We start from the raw sequence: 14,971 nt of genomic DNA on the forward strand, positions 1-14,971 counted from the left end.
TAATCATAAAGTTGCATAAGTCGATGCAATCTGACCTGAGATTATCCCCGCTGCCTTGAAAAGCGAAAAGCTGGCAGCAATATTGAACCCGTTGGGTTTTGGGGCATCCAATCCTCTCCCGTTTATCAGGACGTTTCAATTAGGTAAAGGTACATATGGGTAAAGCACTCGTAATCGTTGAGTCCCCGGCAAAGGCGAAAACAATCAATAAATACCTCGGTAATGACTACGTGGTGAAATCCAGCGTCGGTCATATCCGTGATTTGCCGACCAGCGGTTCAACTGCCCGTAAAAGTGCCGATGGGGAAAAAGCGAAAACAGGCAAAAAGGTCAAGAAAGATGAGAAGGCCGCGCTGGTCAGCCGTATGGGTGTCGACCCTTGGCATGGCTGGGAAGCGGACTATCAAATTCTGCCTGGCAAAGAGAAAGTCGTTGCTGAGCTAAAAAACCTCGCTGCTGATGCTGACCACATCTATCTCGCAACCGACCTTGACCGCGAAGGGGAAGCCATTGCGTGGCACCTGCGGGAAGTGATCGGTGGCGATGACAAACGTTTCAGCCGCGTAGTGTTTAACGAAATCACCAAAAATGCGATTCGTCAGGCGTTTGAAAAGCCGGGCGAACTGAATATTGAGCGCGTCAATGCGCAACAGGCACGCCGGTTCATGGACCGTGTTGTGGGCTACATGGTATCCCCGCTGCTGTGGAAGAAGATTGCCCGTGGCCTGTCTGCCGGTCGTGTGCAGTCGGTAGCTGTGCGTCTGGTGGTTGAGCGCGAGCACGAAATCAAAGCTTTTGTGCCGGAAGAGTATTGGGAAATCAATGCCGACTTCACCACGCCAAAAGGTGATGATCTGGCGATGCAGGTGTCGCATCAAGGCGACAAAGCATTCCGTCCGGTTAACCGCGAACAAACGCACGCTGCCGTCGCTGTTTTGCAGAAAGCACGTTTCGACGTGTTGGATCGTGAGGACAAACCGACCAGCAGTAAACCTTCTGCACCTTTTATTACCTCCACGCTGCAACAGGCTGCGAGCACGCGCCTTGGCTTTGGCGTGAAAAAAACCATGATGATGGCGCAGCGTCTTTACGAAGCGGGTCACATTACTTACATGCGTACTGACTCTACTAACCTGAGCCAGGATGCCGTGGCCATGGCGCGGGGTTATGTTGAGAAGAGTTTCGGCAAGAAATACTTACCGGAATCGCCGATCACTTACGCCAGTAAAGAGAATTCACAGGAAGCGCACGAAGCGATCCGTCCTTCAGATGTCAACATTGCTGCTGAACAGCTGAAAGACATGGAAGCGGATGCGCAGAAACTGTATCAGCTTATCTGGCGCCAGTTTGTTGCCTGCCAGATGGTGCCTGCACAGTATGATTCCACCACGCTGACCGTGGGCGCGGCGGACTTTAAACTGAAAGCGAAAGGGCGCACGCTGCGTTTTGACGGCTGGACCAAAGTGATGCCGGCGCTGCGTAAGAATGATGATGATTTAACCCTGCCGCCTGTGAATGTGGGCGACACCTTGGACCTCAAAGAGTTGATGCCGAGCCAGCACTTTACTAAACCGCCTGCGCGCTTTAGTGAAGCGTCTTTGGTACGCGAGCTGGAGAAACGCGGCATTGGGCGTCCTTCGACCTACGCATCGATTATCTCCACCATCCAGGATCGCGGTTACGTGCGAGTTGAAAACCGTCGTTTCTACGCTGAGAAGATGGGCGAGATTGTTACCGATCGTCTGGAACAGAACTTCCGTGAGCTGATGAACTATGACTTCACCGCGCGTATGGAAGATCGCCTGGACCAGGTAGCGAACAATGAGGCGCAGTGGAAAGCCGTGCTGGACTCTTTCTTCAGTGATTTCAGCCAGCAGTTAGGTCAGGCTGAGAAAGAGCCGGAAGAGGGGGGGATGCAGCCGAATCAGATGGTGTTGACCACCATCGACTGCCCAACCTGCAGCCGTAAAATGGGGATTCGTACCGCGAGTACCGGCGTATTCCTCGGTTGTTCGGGTTATGCCTTGCCACCCAAAGAACGTTGTAAGCAAACCATCAATTTGATTCCAGAAAATGAAGTGCTGAACATTCTGGAAGGCGATGATGCGGAAACCAACGCCTTACGTGCGCGCCGTCGCTGCCAGAAATGTGGCACCGCGATGGACAGCTACCTGATCGATAATCAACGTAAGCTGCATGTCTGTGGTAACAACCCAGAGTGTGATGGTTACGAAATTGAGCAGGGTGAATTCCGTATCAAGGGTTACGACGGCCCTATCGTAGAGTGTGAGAAGTGTGGTTCTGAGATGCACCTGAAAATGGGGCGTTTCGGTAAGTACATGGCTTGTACCAACGATGATTGTAAAAACACCCGTAAAATTCTACGCAATGGTGATGTTGCACCGCCGAAAGAAGATCCGGTTCCACTGCCCGAACTGGCATGTGAGAAATCAGACGCTTACTTCGTGCTGCGTGATGGGGCTGCGGGCGTGTTCCTGGCGGCAAATACTTTCCCGAAATCGCGTGAAACCCGTGCGCCTTTAGTGGAAGAGTTGCAACGTTTCGCCGACCGTTTACCGGAAAAGCTGAAGTATCTTGCGGAAGCCCCGGCTGCCGATCCAGAAGGGAACAAAACCCTGATTCGCTTTAGCCGTAAAACCAAACAGCAGTATGTCTCCTCTGAAAAAGAGGGTAAGGCGACGGGCTGGTCGATGTTCTACATTGATGGTAAGTGGCAGGAAGCGAAAAAATAATCTCCCCTCAAGGCCAGCATCAGCTGGCCTTTGCTTTATCCTTATAGCTAATCGTTCTACATTCTTCCTTTAACTGATATAGTGGTTATAGATTTTTCGTTTCGCTGACACACTTTCCCTATCCAAATCTTAATCAAGGCGGAAACACGCCTGCTGGGAATGTTCCTCTGTCGCTACCGGGAAGATATAACTATGAAATTGCAGCAGTTGCGTTACATCGTCGAAGTGGTTAATCACAATTTAAATGTCTCTTCGACCGCCGAAGGTCTCTATACGTCACAACCGGGTATCAGTAAGCAAGTTCGCATGCTGGAGGATGAGCTCGGTGTGCAGATCTTTGCACGCAGCGGGAAGCATCTCACCCAAGTAACGCCCGCAGGTGAAGAGATTATTCGTATTGCCCGTGAAGTATTGTCTAAAGTGGACGCCATTAAAGCGGTGGCGGGTGAGCACACCTGGCCTGATAAAGGGTCACTGTATGTCGCGACGACACACACTCAGGCGCGCTATGCGCTACCCGGAGTGATTAAAGGGTTTATCGAGCGCTACCCACGCGTCTCTCTGCATATGCATCAAGGATCACCGACACAAATCGCTGAGGCGGTCTCGAAAGGTAATGCCGACTTTGCCATTGCCACCGAGGCGCTGCATCTCTATGACGACCTCATCATGCTGCCTTGCTATCACTGGAACCGCGCCATTGTCGTGACGCCAGACCATCCTTTAGCGGGCAAATCGAATGTGACGATTGAAGAGTTAGCTGACTTCCCACTCGTCACCTACACCTTTGGCTTTACAGGCCGTTCTGAACTGGATACCGCATTTAATCGTGCTGGATTAACACCACGCATCGTCTTCACTGCAACGGATGCTGACGTCATTAAAACCTATGTCCGCTTAGGGCTTGGGGTGGGTGTGATTGCCAGTATGGCCGTTGACCCAGTTTCAGATCCTGACTTAGTGCGCATTGAAGCATCAGAGATCTTTACCAATAGTACGACCAAAATTGGGTTTAGACGTAGCACGTTCCTTAGAAGCTATATGTATGATTTTATTCAACGTTTTGCACCTCATCTGACGCGTGATGTCGTGGATGCCGCGGTCGCATTACGTTCGAATGAAGATATCGAAGCGATGTTCCGCGATATCAAACTGCCCTTCAAATAATTTCCTAAGTCATTATTTTGCCAAGGTGTCCAGTGGGCACCTTGCAGATCCCCTCCCACTTAGCGCCACAAGTATCTTAAAAAAATTCATTATTTTTGTGTAAATGAAACATGGGTCACATGTTTTTCCATTGTTAGTTCTTAAATGCGAATCAGTACACAATTTTTACTTTGTCACTTTGCGGGTCGCCAGGATTATTCCCATACTCCAGTTAAGAGTTGATGAGGAAGGGCTTTTTCGCTGGCCTTGAGAATTAAACTCAAATTTAGATTGGCCCTAAATTTGTTTTAACCCAAATTTACAATGTAACTATTTAATTAATAGTTTGATTGGTTATTAAATTTATCTCATCAGTTTTTTGGGTTTTGATAAATAGCGTTAATCGTTGTGCTCAATAAAAATAACTGGATTTTCGGCCTTAACAAGTTTAGGATTCGTCCTAAATCTTAATCGTTATCAACAATCGTTTTATTGAGAGTGATTATCAAAAACTATGAATACAAGACTGACTGTGCAACAAGATTTCCGTACTAAAAGTACCAAGGTTGAACGCTCAGGTAACGTGCGTCGCAAGGCTTGGTTGACTGTCTTCGCTGCTTCAGCACTGTTCTGGGTAGTGGTGGCGTTAATGATTTGGCGTATGTGGGGTTAAGCCATGTGGGCAAATTCACTCAGTCGTAAGTCTACCGTTTCTGCGCGTCAGCCGAACACGCCAGCGTGCAAAGCAAAAGAAGTCAAGAGCGCTGAACAACCTGTGGCGATTCCATCGTCTTGGGAACTGAGTGAGAACCAGCGCAACTTTATCGAATCTTTTATGGATCCGAAGTCTAAATAACGCAGTCTGCGTTCTGCTTTATATCGTTATTCGTCCCTCATTTTACCGGATTATCCGGTGGGCATTTTAAAAGCCCGTCCTTTAACACTCAGCATTAAAAAAACGGTGTCATCAGTACAAAGCTGAAGACGGTGGACTTTTTTTGCCGGAATCCGGGAGGGAGTGATTTAATGAACACGACAACTATTTCATGGTTTAGCATTTATGCCTTTTCATTTGCATTTTGGGCAGCAGCCGTGTGGGCAATGATGTAATCCAATAACTCAAATTGTGCCAGAATTTATTAATGCCCTGACAAACGTCAGGGCATTTTTCTTTGTGCGTATATGTGTCATTTCGTGTTGTTATCAAATCGTTAACGGCAATGTGGTCTATCTTTAAGCTAAACCTTGTGGTTATTGAGGTTTATGAGAGGCCCATAAAAGGAGGAGCTATGTCGTTAACGCTACGCGAGCAAAGTCAGGATACGCTGGACGTTCGGGCAAAAAAATATCATTACTACAGCCTGCCTAAAGCCGCCCAGCAACTGGGCAATATTGACCGCTTACCTAAATCCATGAAGGTTCTGCTGGAAAATCTGTTGCGCTGGCAGGATGGTGATTCCGTTACCGCCGATGATATCCAGTCGCTGGTTAGCTGGCAGAAAGATGCGCATGCTGACAGAGAAATCGCTTATCGCCCCGCACGCGTACTGATGCAGGATTTCACCGGTGTGCCCGCCGTCGTGGATCTGGCCGCCATGCGCGAAGCCGTAAAACGTTTGGGGGGGGATGTAGCCAAAGTAAATCCCTTATCACCGGTTGATCTGGTTATTGACCACTCAGTCACCGTCGATCATTTTGGTGATGATGACGCGTTCGAAGAGAACGTGCGCTTAGAGATGGAACGCAACCACGAACGCTATGTCTTCCTGCGCTGGGGACAGAAAGCATTCAACCGATTCCGCGTAGTACCACCCGGGACGGGGATCTGTCATCAGGTCAATCTGGAGTATCTGGGCAAGTCAGTCTGGCATGAGACGCTGGATGGCAAAGAAGTGGCTTATCCCGACACGCTGGTGGGTACCGACTCGCATACCACCATGATAAATGCCTTGGGCGTTCTGGGCTGGGGAGTGGGGGGGATTGAGGCAGAGGCTGCAATGCTGGGGCAACCTGTCTCAATGCTGATTCCCGATGTAGTCGGCTTCAAACTAACGGGTAAACTCCGCCCAGGTATCACCGCCACCGACTTGGTATTAACCGTGACGCAAATGCTGCGTAAACACGGGGTTGTGGGGAAGTTTGTCGAATTCTATGGTGATGGACTCGCCGACCTACCCTTGGCTGACCGCGCGACTATCGCCAATATGGCACCAGAATATGGTGCAACTTGCGGTTTCTTCCCCATCGACGAAGTGACGTTAAGTTATATGACGCTGACCGGACGTGATGCCGAGCAGGTTGAATTAGTCGAAGCCTATGCGAAACAACAAGGCATGTGGCGTAATCCCGGCGATGAGCCGATATTTACCAGCTCGCTGGCATTGGATATGGCCGAGGTCGAATCGAGCCTTGCCGGTCCGAAACGCCCGCAGGATCGTGTGTCTCTTGGGGATGTCCCTGCCGCGTTTGATGCCAGTAATGAACTCGAAGTGAATCATGCGCAGAAGACTCACCGCACAGTGAGTTATCGCGACAGTGAAACGGGTGACACTTATCAGCTGGATGATGGCGCCGTTGTTATCTCGGCCATCACATCCTGCACCAATACTTCCAATCCCAGCGTGCTTATGGCCGCCGGTTTGTTAGCTAAAAACGCGGTAGAGCGCGGCTTAATGCGCAAACCTTGGGTAAAAGCCTCGCTGGCTCCAGGGTCTAAGGTAGTGTCTGATTACCTCGCCGTTGCACAACTGACACCTTACCTCGATGAGCTGGGTTTCAATCTGGTGGGCTATGGTTGTACGACCTGTATCGGCAACTCGGGTCCGCTGCCGGATGAAATCGAAAGTGCGATTAAAGAGGGCGACTTGACGGTAGGAGCCGTGTTATCAGGCAACCGAAACTTTGAAGGGCGTATTCACCCGCTGATTAAAACTAACTGGCTGGCATCACCGCCTCTGGTTGTGGCGTATGCGTTGGCCGGGAATATGAAGTTGAACCTGCAAAATGATCCGCTCGGCCAGGATAAGCAAGGCAAGGATGTATTCCTGAAAGATATCTGGCCATCGCCTGAAGAGATCGCTGCTGCGGTGCAGAAGGTCACCAGCGACATGTTCCATAAAGAGTATGCTGAAGTGTTTGATGGCACGCCGGAGTGGCAGCAGATAAAAGTGAGCGAAGCCGCAACCTATGATTGGGATGAAGGCTCGACTTATATTCGTTTGTCCCCGTTCTTTGACGACATGGGAAAAACACCAGAACCGGTACAGGATATCAAGGGCGCGCGTATCCTGGCGATGCTGGGTGATTCTGTCACGACCGACCATATCTCCCCAGCGGGTAGCATCAAAGCGGAAAGCCCTGCTGGACGTTATCTGTTGGCGCATGGTGTGGAACGCACTGATTTCAACTCCTATGGCTCACGTCGTGGCAACCACGAAGTGATGATGCGAGGCACCTTCGCAAACATTCGTATCCGTAATGAAATGGTGCCAGGCGTTGAAGGAGGGTATACCAAGCACTTCCCAAGTAATGAGCAGCTGGCTATCTACGATGCGGCGATGAAATATCAGGAAGAGGGTGTACCGCTGGCGGTGATCGCGGGGAAAGAATATGGTTCAGGTTCAAGTCGAGACTGGGCAGCGAAAGGCCCGCGCTTACAAGGTGTTAGGGTAGTTATTTCCGAATCATTCGAGCGAATTCACCGTTCCAATCTCATCGGTATGGGGATTCTGCCGCTGGAGTTTCCCGCTGGCGTGACGCGGAAAACACTGGGCTTAACGGGCGAAGAGTCTATCGATGTAGCCGACCTTGCACTGTTGAAGCCTGGCTGCACGGTAAGTGTGACGCTGACCCGTACCGACGGTAGCAAAGAACAGTTGGATACACGCTGTCGTATCGATACCGGCAACGAGCTAACGTACTACCAGAATGACGGCATCTTACACTATGTGATTCGTAACATGCTGAACTAAGGAGAGAGCCGGGATGCTTCCCGGCTTTTTACATTCTGCTTCAGGCTTTAGGCAGCAGGTGACCCATTTTTTCCGCTTTGGTATCGAGATAATGCGCATTTTTCGGGTTGCGGCCAACCACTAACGGAACGCGCTCAACGATATTGATCCCGGCTTCAGACAGAATCTCAACTTTGCGCGGATTGTTCGTGAGTAATCGGACTTCATTCACGCCCAGTAATTTAAACATGTCTGCACAGAGTGTGAAGTCACGCTCATCCGCGGCAAAGCCTAACTGATGATTGGCTTCCACGGTATCGTACCCCTTATCCTGCAACGCATAAGCTCGGATTTTATTCAGCAATCCAATGTTACGGCCTTCCTGACGGTGGTAAAGCAATACACCGCGTCCTTCCTCAGCGATAGCCGTCAACGCGGCTTCCAGCTGGAAACCGCAATCGCAGCGCAGGCTGAACAACGCATCGCCAGTGAGACATTCGGAGTGAACGCGCGCCAGGACTGGATTGTGATCGCTAACATCACCGTATACCAGCGCAACATGATCCTGGCCGGTTGCCAGTTCTTCAAAACCAACCATCAGGAAATCTCCCCATGGCGTGGGCAGTTTGGCTTCTGCTACCCGTTTAAGCTGCATGTGACTCTCCAGAACCTTCAGAGGATGCGTTATCATCATGATAACGCACGGGCCCGATTGGCCCGACAAAACTGCCAATATTGTGCCACAACCTGAACCCGGGCCGCTAATCAGTCCGAGTGATTGTAGTGATAAAGCACAATTATCTAAGCTGCAATAAGTAGGTTATTCTTTTTTCAGCTAAAGTTATGCAAACTATGCTTTTTTAAGGCGGATCTAAAAGGAACAGGATGGTCAAAATCGCTCAACGCACGACCCTAGGGATGTTGCTGCTTCTCATCATGCCGGTAGGTGTCTGGATATCCGGCTGGCAATGGCAACCCGATCAGAGCGGCGCGTTTTTGCGTGTCTTGTTTTGGATGACCGAAACCGTGACCAGCCCATGGGGCACGCTGACCAGCATTATTCTCAGCGCGTGGGTTCTTTGGTGCCTGCGCTTCCGCTTCAAACCCGCCTTACTGCTGATTATTTTTATGAACGGTGCCATTCTTGCCGGTCAATACACCAAATCATTTATCAAAGAACAGGTGCAGGAACCGCGCCCGTATGTGGTGTGGTTGGAGAAGCGTCACGGCATCAGTGAAACGCAGTTTTATCAACTCAATCGTCAAGGCCGTAGCGAAATGGTCTCAACCTTGCTGGTTAACGACACGCAGCTGCCGACATGGCTGAAACGACATTGGGCTTTTGAAACGGGGTTTGCCTTTCCATCCGGGCACACATTATTTGCCGCCAGTTGGTCACTGTTAGTGATCGGTCTACTGTGGCCACGCCGCCGCATTATCACCGTGCTGGTCCTGTTTGCCTGGGCCACCATGGTCATGGGGAGTAGATTGCTACTGGGGATGCATTGGCCACGCGACCTGGTGGCGGCCACGCTGATATCATGGGTATTGGTGACCTGCGCGACTTGGCTGGCTCAACGCTTTTGTGGCCCGCTTACGGTGCCTCGTGATGAGCAACAAGAGATTGCGCAACGTGATGATGCATTGTAATTCTGGCCTGCGCCCCCATATGATTGATTGCCCTTACAGAAAATGCGCTATGTGATGTGCTGATAAGCAGCATCGGCGGCACTTTTTTGGCATACTTCTAACGGATAACCTCTCGACAGGACGCATTGTGAAATATTTGCTGATTTTTCTCGTGATTTTGGTCATTTTTATCATCTCCGTTACGCTCGGAGCGCATAACGACCAAGTCGTCACCTTTAATTATCTGCTGGCGCAGGGCGAATTCCGTATCTCAACCTTGCTGGCTAGCCTGTTTGCTGCTGGATTCCTGCTCGGATGGGCAATTTGCGGTCTCTTCTGGTTACGAATCCGTGTTTCTCTAGCCCATGCGCAGCGCAAGCTGAAACGTATGCAGGCGCAGAATGAACAATCCACGGCCGTGACAACGTCTTCTTCTGCTGGTCGTCGGGATTAAGTTTCGATGCTTGAATTGCTGTTTTTGCTTCTTCCTGTTGCTGCGGCGTATGGCTGGTACATGGGACGCCGCAGTGCTCATCAGGATAAGCAACAGGAAGCCAATCGCTTGTCACGTGAATACGTTGCTGGCGTTAACTTCTTGCTCTCAAATCAACAGGATAAAGCGGTTGATCTCTTCCTCGATATGCTGAAAGAGGATAGCGGCACAGTTGAGGCTCACCTGACGCTAGGCAACCTGTTTCGCTCACGCGGTGAAGTAGATCGGGCCATACGTATTCACCAATCGTTGATGGAGAGCGCATCACTCAGTTATGAGCAGCGTTTGTTGGCGATCCAGCAATTGGGCCGCGATTACATGGCTGCTGGTCTTTATGACCGCGCCGAAGACATGTTCAGCCAGCTCATTGATGAAACCGACTTTCGTGTCGGCGCGTTGCAACAGCTATTGTTAATCCACCAGGCTACCAGCGACTGGCAGAAAGCCATTGAAGTTGCAGAAAGATTGGTGAAGCTTGGTAAAGATAAACAGAAAGGTGAAATTGCCCATTTTTACTGTGAACTCGCCTTACAGGCGATGAGCAGTGATGATCTTGATCGTGCGATGAATCTGCTGAAGAAAGGTGAATCAGCTGACCATCAGAGTGCGCGCGTCTCCATTATGATGGGGCGCATCTTTATGGAGCAGGGTGAATATGCCAAAGCGGTCGATCAGCTCGAGCGCGTGCTGGACCGTGACAAAGAGCTGGTCAGTGAAACCTTGCCGATGCTGGAAACCTGCTATCAGCGGCTGAATAAACCAGAGGACTGGGCGCATTTTCTGCAGCGCTGTGTCGAAGAGAACACCGGTGCGGCGGCAGAGCTGTATGCGGCTGACATTCTGGAGCAGCAGCAGGGACCCGAAGCGGCGCAGCTCTATATTAATCGTCAGCTTCAGCGCCATCCCACCATGCGTGTCTTCCATCGCTTGATGGACTTCCACCTGCATGAAGCTGAAGATGGCCGTGCGAAAGAGAGCTTGATGGTACTACGCGATATGGTCGGTGAGCAGATCCGCACCAAGCCTCGTTATCGCTGCCAAAAATGCGGTTTTACTGCGCATGCCTTGTACTGGCATTGTCCTTCATGCCGGGCATGGTCTTCTGTTAAACCTATTCGTGGACTCGACGGCCAGTGATGGCCGCTTTTATTTTTTAACTCACATGATAGTTACAACATACAACAAGGTTTGAACTTAAATATCACCTCAGCGATTGTGCAGTCATCAGTCAATCAACGCCTAATCGTCGTAGTGTGATTGTCCTGCCCGGTATGCGCGGGTAGAATGCTTGCCGTTTGTCCATCGCGCCTGCGGGTGCCTGCCTCTGAGGAAACGTTATGCCTGTTACCACTTCACCTATTCTGGTGGCACTCGACTATCATGATCTCGACAGCGCGCTGCACTTTGTTGACCGAATTGACCCTAGCCAATGCCGCCTGAAAGTGGGTAAAGAGATGTTCACACTCTTTGGCCCCTCCTTGGTGAAAACCCTGCAAGCACGTGGGTTTGACGTCTTCCTGGACCTGAAGTTTCATGACATCCCTAACACCACCGCTCATGCTGTTGCGGCAGCAGCCGATCTCGGCGTGTGGATGGTGAATGTGCACGCCAGCGGTGGGGCACGCATGATGAATGCGGCACGTGAAGCCTTAGTGCCGTTTGGCAAAGATGCGCCATTGTTAATTGCTGTCACCGTGCTAACCAGTATGGATGAAGACGATCTTAAAGGACTGGGTATCACACTTTCACCGGCACAGCAGGCGGAGCGTTTGGCACGCTTAACTCGAGATTGTGGCCTGCATGGCGTAGTGTGTTCAGCACAGGAAGCAGCTCATTTCAAACAGGCCATCGGTCAAGACTTCGCTTTAGTGACGCCGGGCATTCGTCCTGCGGGCAGTGATGCTGGCGATCAGCGCCGTATCATGACGCCACAGCAGGCAAAACAAGCCGGTGTCGACTATATGGTGATTGGCCGTCCCATCACTCAATCTGCCGATCCGGCAGCGACATTAAGCACTATCCTGCAAAGCTTACAGGAGGCCTAATGGCTCAGGATAATCGACTGGTTTACTCCACTGATAGTGGCCGTATCACGCACGAAGAGGAAAAAGCGACACGTCCGAAAGGTGATGGCATCGTGCGTATCCAGCGGCAGACCAGCGGCCGTAAAGGCAAGGGCGTCTGTCTGATCACGGGCATTGACCTTGATGATGAAGCGTTAATCAAGCTGGCTGCAGAACTGAAGAAAAAATGTGGCTGTGGCGGTGCATTAAAGGATGGCGTCATCGAGATCCAGGGCGACAAACGTGATTTGTTGAAAACGTTACTCGAAGCGAAAGGTATGAAGGTCAAGCTGGCGGGTGGTTAAATTAGAGCGGGCCACACCCTGTGCGGCCCGTGATAAGTAGATGCGCTGCGTAGCCTGAATCAATATTGTTATTTAGTGGACTTGATGGCCGATAATACCGCCCACGGCTGCACCACCCACGGTGCCCAAAGCACTACCATTGGTCAGTACAGACCCACCAATAGCACCGGCACCCGCACCGATAGCGGTATTACGGTCTCGTTTTGACCAGTTAGAGCAGCCGCTCAGCGCGATAACCAGAGTGGTCGCCAGTACAGCCACGGTCAGACGTTTCATTGTTATTGTCATTACTTTCTCCTTGATTGTATGCACAGAGGCAACCCTCTAAGTATAGATGTTGCGCAACGAAGTACGTCATCCTGAGAAATTAAACGGTCCTTATTCTTGCCTACGTCATATGGCGTTCCGGCCCGCATCCGGCTTGAGACAAGCCTAAACAACGCGCACAGTTCCAAAAAGAGAAAACTCCGAATTCACGCCACACTTTTGGTGCCTCAGCGACTTTCCGCCTCTTTTACAGCGATTCACTCCATAACGTTTTTTCTCAGCGATCAGCACAATTCTGGTATGACTGTTTTTAGGAGAAGAATCATGCTGGAGTTGCTGAAACAGCAGGTGCTGGAAGCTAATCTCGATTTACCTCGTTATAACCTCGTGACGTTTACGTGGGGCAATGTGAGCGCAGTTGATCGCGAGCGGGGCTTAGTGGTGATCAAGCCATCGGGTGTGAAATATGAAAATATGAAACGCGACGATATGGTGGTAGTGGAACTGGAGAGCGGGAAGGTGGTGGAGGGAAGTTTGCGACCTTCTTCGGATACCGCCACACATCGCGCTCTCTATCTCGCTTGGCCTGAGATCGGCGGCATTGTCCATACTCATTCACGTCATGCCACCATTTGGGCACAAGCAGGGCGAGACATTATCGCCCTCGGCACCACGCATGCGGATGACTTTTACGGCACGATCCCCTGCACACGTGCGATGAAGCGTGAGGAGATTCAGCAGGATTATGAATGGAACACGGGGCAAGTCATCATCGAGGCCTTTGCTCAACGGCGTATCCAGCCCACTGCGGTTCCGGCTGCTCTCATCCATTCCCATGGCCCGTTCTCATGGGGTAAAGATGCGGAAGCCGCAGTTCACAGTGCAGTTGTATTGGAAGAAGTGGCTTATATGGCGCTGCATACTGAGCAACTGCGTGATGAACTCCCCCCGATATCGCAGAACCTACTTGATTTACACTATCTGCGCAAACATGGAAAGAACGCCTGGTACGGGCAAAACTAACACTTCTAGCTTGTCTTAGGCGCCTGTGGGCGCCTTTATTTTTTCTACATTAAAACTGGTATGGCGAGGTGCATCATAAAAGCAAAATGATCGACCGATAAAAATAAAACAACGTTTCATAAATAGTGCTGCGATCACTTTTTCCCCGACAGTCAGTGGTTATCTTGCTTGCCATGCCATCCGGCACATTGCAATGCACCTCCTTCTGGCTCAGTTAAGGTGACACTATTATGCATATCAAACGTGCAATCGATAAAATCCCTGGCGGCATGATGCTGATTCCGCTGTTTCTGGGGGCGCTTTGCCATACTTTTTCACCTGGCGCAGGTAAATACTTCGGCTCTTTTACCAATGGATTAATGACAGGCACCGTCCCCATTTTAGCGGTGTGGTTCTTCTGTATGGGCGCTTCAATTAAGCTCAGTGCTACGGGAACGGTATTACGCAAGTCGGGCACCCTGGTGCTGACGAAAATTGCGGTCGCGTGGATTATCGCGGCAGTTGCCTCGCGCGTGATGCCTGAAAATGGCGTGGAAGTCGGTATGTTTGCCGGATTATCGACGCTGGCATTAGTGGCAGCGATGGATATGACGAATGGCGGATTATATGCCTCCATCATGCAGCAATATGGCTCGAAAGAAGAGGCGGGGGCTTTTGTACTGATGTCACTGGAGTCTGGCCCGCTGATGACCATGGTGATCCTCGGAACGGCGGGAATTGCCTCCTTCGAACCGCATGTTTTTGTCGGGGCGGTATTACCGTTTATTATCGGCTTCGCACTCGGCAACCTCGACCCTGAGTTACGCGAGTTTTTTGGCAAAGCGGTACACACCTTGATTCCCTTCTTTGCCTTCGCGTTAGGTAACACCATCGACCTCGCGGTGATTGCTCAGACTGGGCTGCTAGGGATTCTATTGGGTGTGGCGGTGATCATCATCACTGGCATTCCGCTGATCGTGGCAGACCGTCTGATTGGGGGCGGAGATGGCACGGCTGGGATTGCTGCGTCAAGCACCGCAGGTGCGGCGGTGGCGACCCCCGTATTGATTGCGGAAATGCTGCCGCAGTTTAAACCGGTCGCCCCTGCTGCCACTGCACTGGTGGCAACATCGGTTATTGTGACTTCTGTATTGGTACCTATTATCACCGCAATCTATTCACGACGCGTTAAGCGTTCTCATGTTGCCGTAGGTCAACGCGCCGCAATAAAGTAAGCTTACTAATCTTTCCCCGGCCCTATGGTCGGGGATATCTCTGGATTTTACTTTATAAATCAATCTCTCATTTGGTCTGGCCTCACTCTGGATTACGCTGATGTTGCGTTTAACGCATCACATAACTA

Annotated in this window: 13 protein-coding genes; 11 read left to right on the forward strand and 2 right to left on the reverse strand. The window is 50.8% G+C overall.

All coding sequences use genetic code 11. The features are described 5' to 3' along the window. Positions 1 to 155: 155 nt before the first annotated feature. The 4 genes from topA (at position 156) to acnA (ending at position 7,870) form a co-directional block, all read left to right on the forward strand. Positions 156 to 2,753, forward strand: coding sequence for a type I DNA topoisomerase (topA, locus tag HA51_RS08715; RefSeq protein ID WP_084934149.1), 2,598 nt, complete (start codon positions 156 to 158; stop codon positions 2,751 to 2,753). Between the two features lie 192 nt (positions 2,754 to 2,945). Further along, positions 2,946 to 3,920 (forward strand): HTH-type transcriptional regulator CysB, encoded by a 975-nt coding sequence (gene cysB, locus HA51_RS08720; protein ID WP_084934150.1) that lies wholly within the window; start codon positions 2,946 to 2,948, stop codon positions 3,918 to 3,920. A gap of 493 nt (positions 3,921 to 4,413) precedes the next feature. Next, the gene (locus tag HA51_RS08725) at positions 4,414 to 4,572 is read left to right on the forward strand and encodes a YmiA family putative membrane protein (RefSeq protein WP_084934151.1); all 159 of its coding nucleotides are present in this window, start codon (positions 4,414 to 4,416) and stop codon (positions 4,570 to 4,572) included. A 616-nt stretch (positions 4,573 to 5,188) separates the two neighbouring features. After that, positions 5,189 to 7,870 (forward strand): aconitate hydratase AcnA, encoded by a 2,682-nt coding sequence (gene acnA, locus HA51_RS08735; protein WP_084934153.1) that lies wholly within the window; start codon positions 5,189 to 5,191, stop codon positions 7,868 to 7,870. Between the two features lie 40 nt (positions 7,871 to 7,910). Here acnA and ribA read toward each other — a convergent pair whose 3' ends face one another. Beyond that, positions 7,911 to 8,504 (reverse strand): GTP cyclohydrolase II, encoded by a 594-nt coding sequence (gene ribA / locus HA51_RS08740; RefSeq protein ID WP_034821474.1) that lies wholly within the window; start codon positions 8,502 to 8,504, stop codon positions 7,911 to 7,913. Positions 8,505 to 8,734: 230 nt separating this feature from the next. Here ribA and pgpB point away from each other — a divergent pair, with 230 nt between their 5' ends. The 5 genes from pgpB to yciH all read left to right on the forward strand — a co-directional run bounded on the left by pgpB (position 8,735) and on the right by yciH (position 12,339). Continuing rightward, positions 8,735 to 9,499: a phosphatidylglycerophosphatase B gene (gene pgpB, locus HA51_RS08745; protein WP_084934154.1), complete on the forward strand. Its 765-nt coding sequence runs from the start codon at positions 8,735 to 8,737 to the stop codon at positions 9,497 to 9,499. A 127-nt stretch (positions 9,500 to 9,626) separates the two neighbouring features. Further along, positions 9,627 to 9,932 (forward strand): LapA family protein, encoded by a 306-nt coding sequence (locus tag HA51_RS08750; protein ID WP_084934155.1) that lies wholly within the window; start codon positions 9,627 to 9,629, stop codon positions 9,930 to 9,932. Positions 9,933 to 9,938: 6 nt separating this feature from the next. Then, the gene (gene lapB / locus HA51_RS08755) at positions 9,939 to 11,108 is read left to right on the forward strand and encodes a lipopolysaccharide assembly protein LapB (RefSeq protein ID WP_084934156.1); all 1,170 of its coding nucleotides are present in this window, start codon (positions 9,939 to 9,941) and stop codon (positions 11,106 to 11,108) included. A 200-nt stretch (positions 11,109 to 11,308) separates the two neighbouring features. Beyond that, a complete protein-coding gene (gene pyrF, locus HA51_RS08760; RefSeq protein WP_084934157.1) occupies positions 11,309 to 12,016 on the forward strand; it encodes an orotidine-5'-phosphate decarboxylase in 708 nt (235 codons plus the stop codon). Then, positions 12,016 to 12,339: a stress response translation initiation inhibitor YciH gene (gene yciH / locus HA51_RS08765; RefSeq protein ID WP_084934158.1), complete on the forward strand. Its 324-nt coding sequence runs from the start codon at positions 12,016 to 12,018 to the stop codon at positions 12,337 to 12,339. The genes pyrF and yciH overlap by 1 nt, the downstream gene beginning before the upstream one ends. Before the next feature lie 72 nt (positions 12,340 to 12,411). Here the strand turns inward: yciH and osmB are convergent, their stop codons facing one another. Then, a complete protein-coding gene (gene osmB, locus HA51_RS08770) occupies positions 12,412 to 12,627 on the reverse strand; it encodes an osmotically-inducible lipoprotein OsmB (RefSeq protein WP_084934159.1) in 216 nt (71 codons plus the stop codon). A 303-nt stretch (positions 12,628 to 12,930) separates the two neighbouring features. On the opposite strand from osmB, the gene araD reads away from it, so the two are divergent. Continuing rightward, positions 12,931 to 13,629: an L-ribulose-5-phosphate 4-epimerase gene (araD, locus tag HA51_RS08775; protein WP_084934160.1), complete on the forward strand. Its 699-nt coding sequence runs from the start codon at positions 12,931 to 12,933 to the stop codon at positions 13,627 to 13,629. A 230-nt stretch (positions 13,630 to 13,859) separates the two neighbouring features. After that, on the forward strand, positions 13,860 to 14,843 hold the full coding sequence (kdgT, locus tag HA51_RS08780) for a 2-keto-3-deoxygluconate transporter (protein ID WP_084934161.1): 984 nt from the start codon (positions 13,860 to 13,862) through the stop codon (positions 14,841 to 14,843). Positions 14,844 to 14,971 lie beyond the last annotated feature (128 nt).

It is taken from the genome of Pantoea rwandensis (genome assembly GCF_002095475.1).
In the GTDB taxonomy this organism is placed as follows: domain Bacteria; phylum Pseudomonadota; class Gammaproteobacteria; order Enterobacterales; family Enterobacteriaceae; genus Pantoea; species Pantoea rwandensis.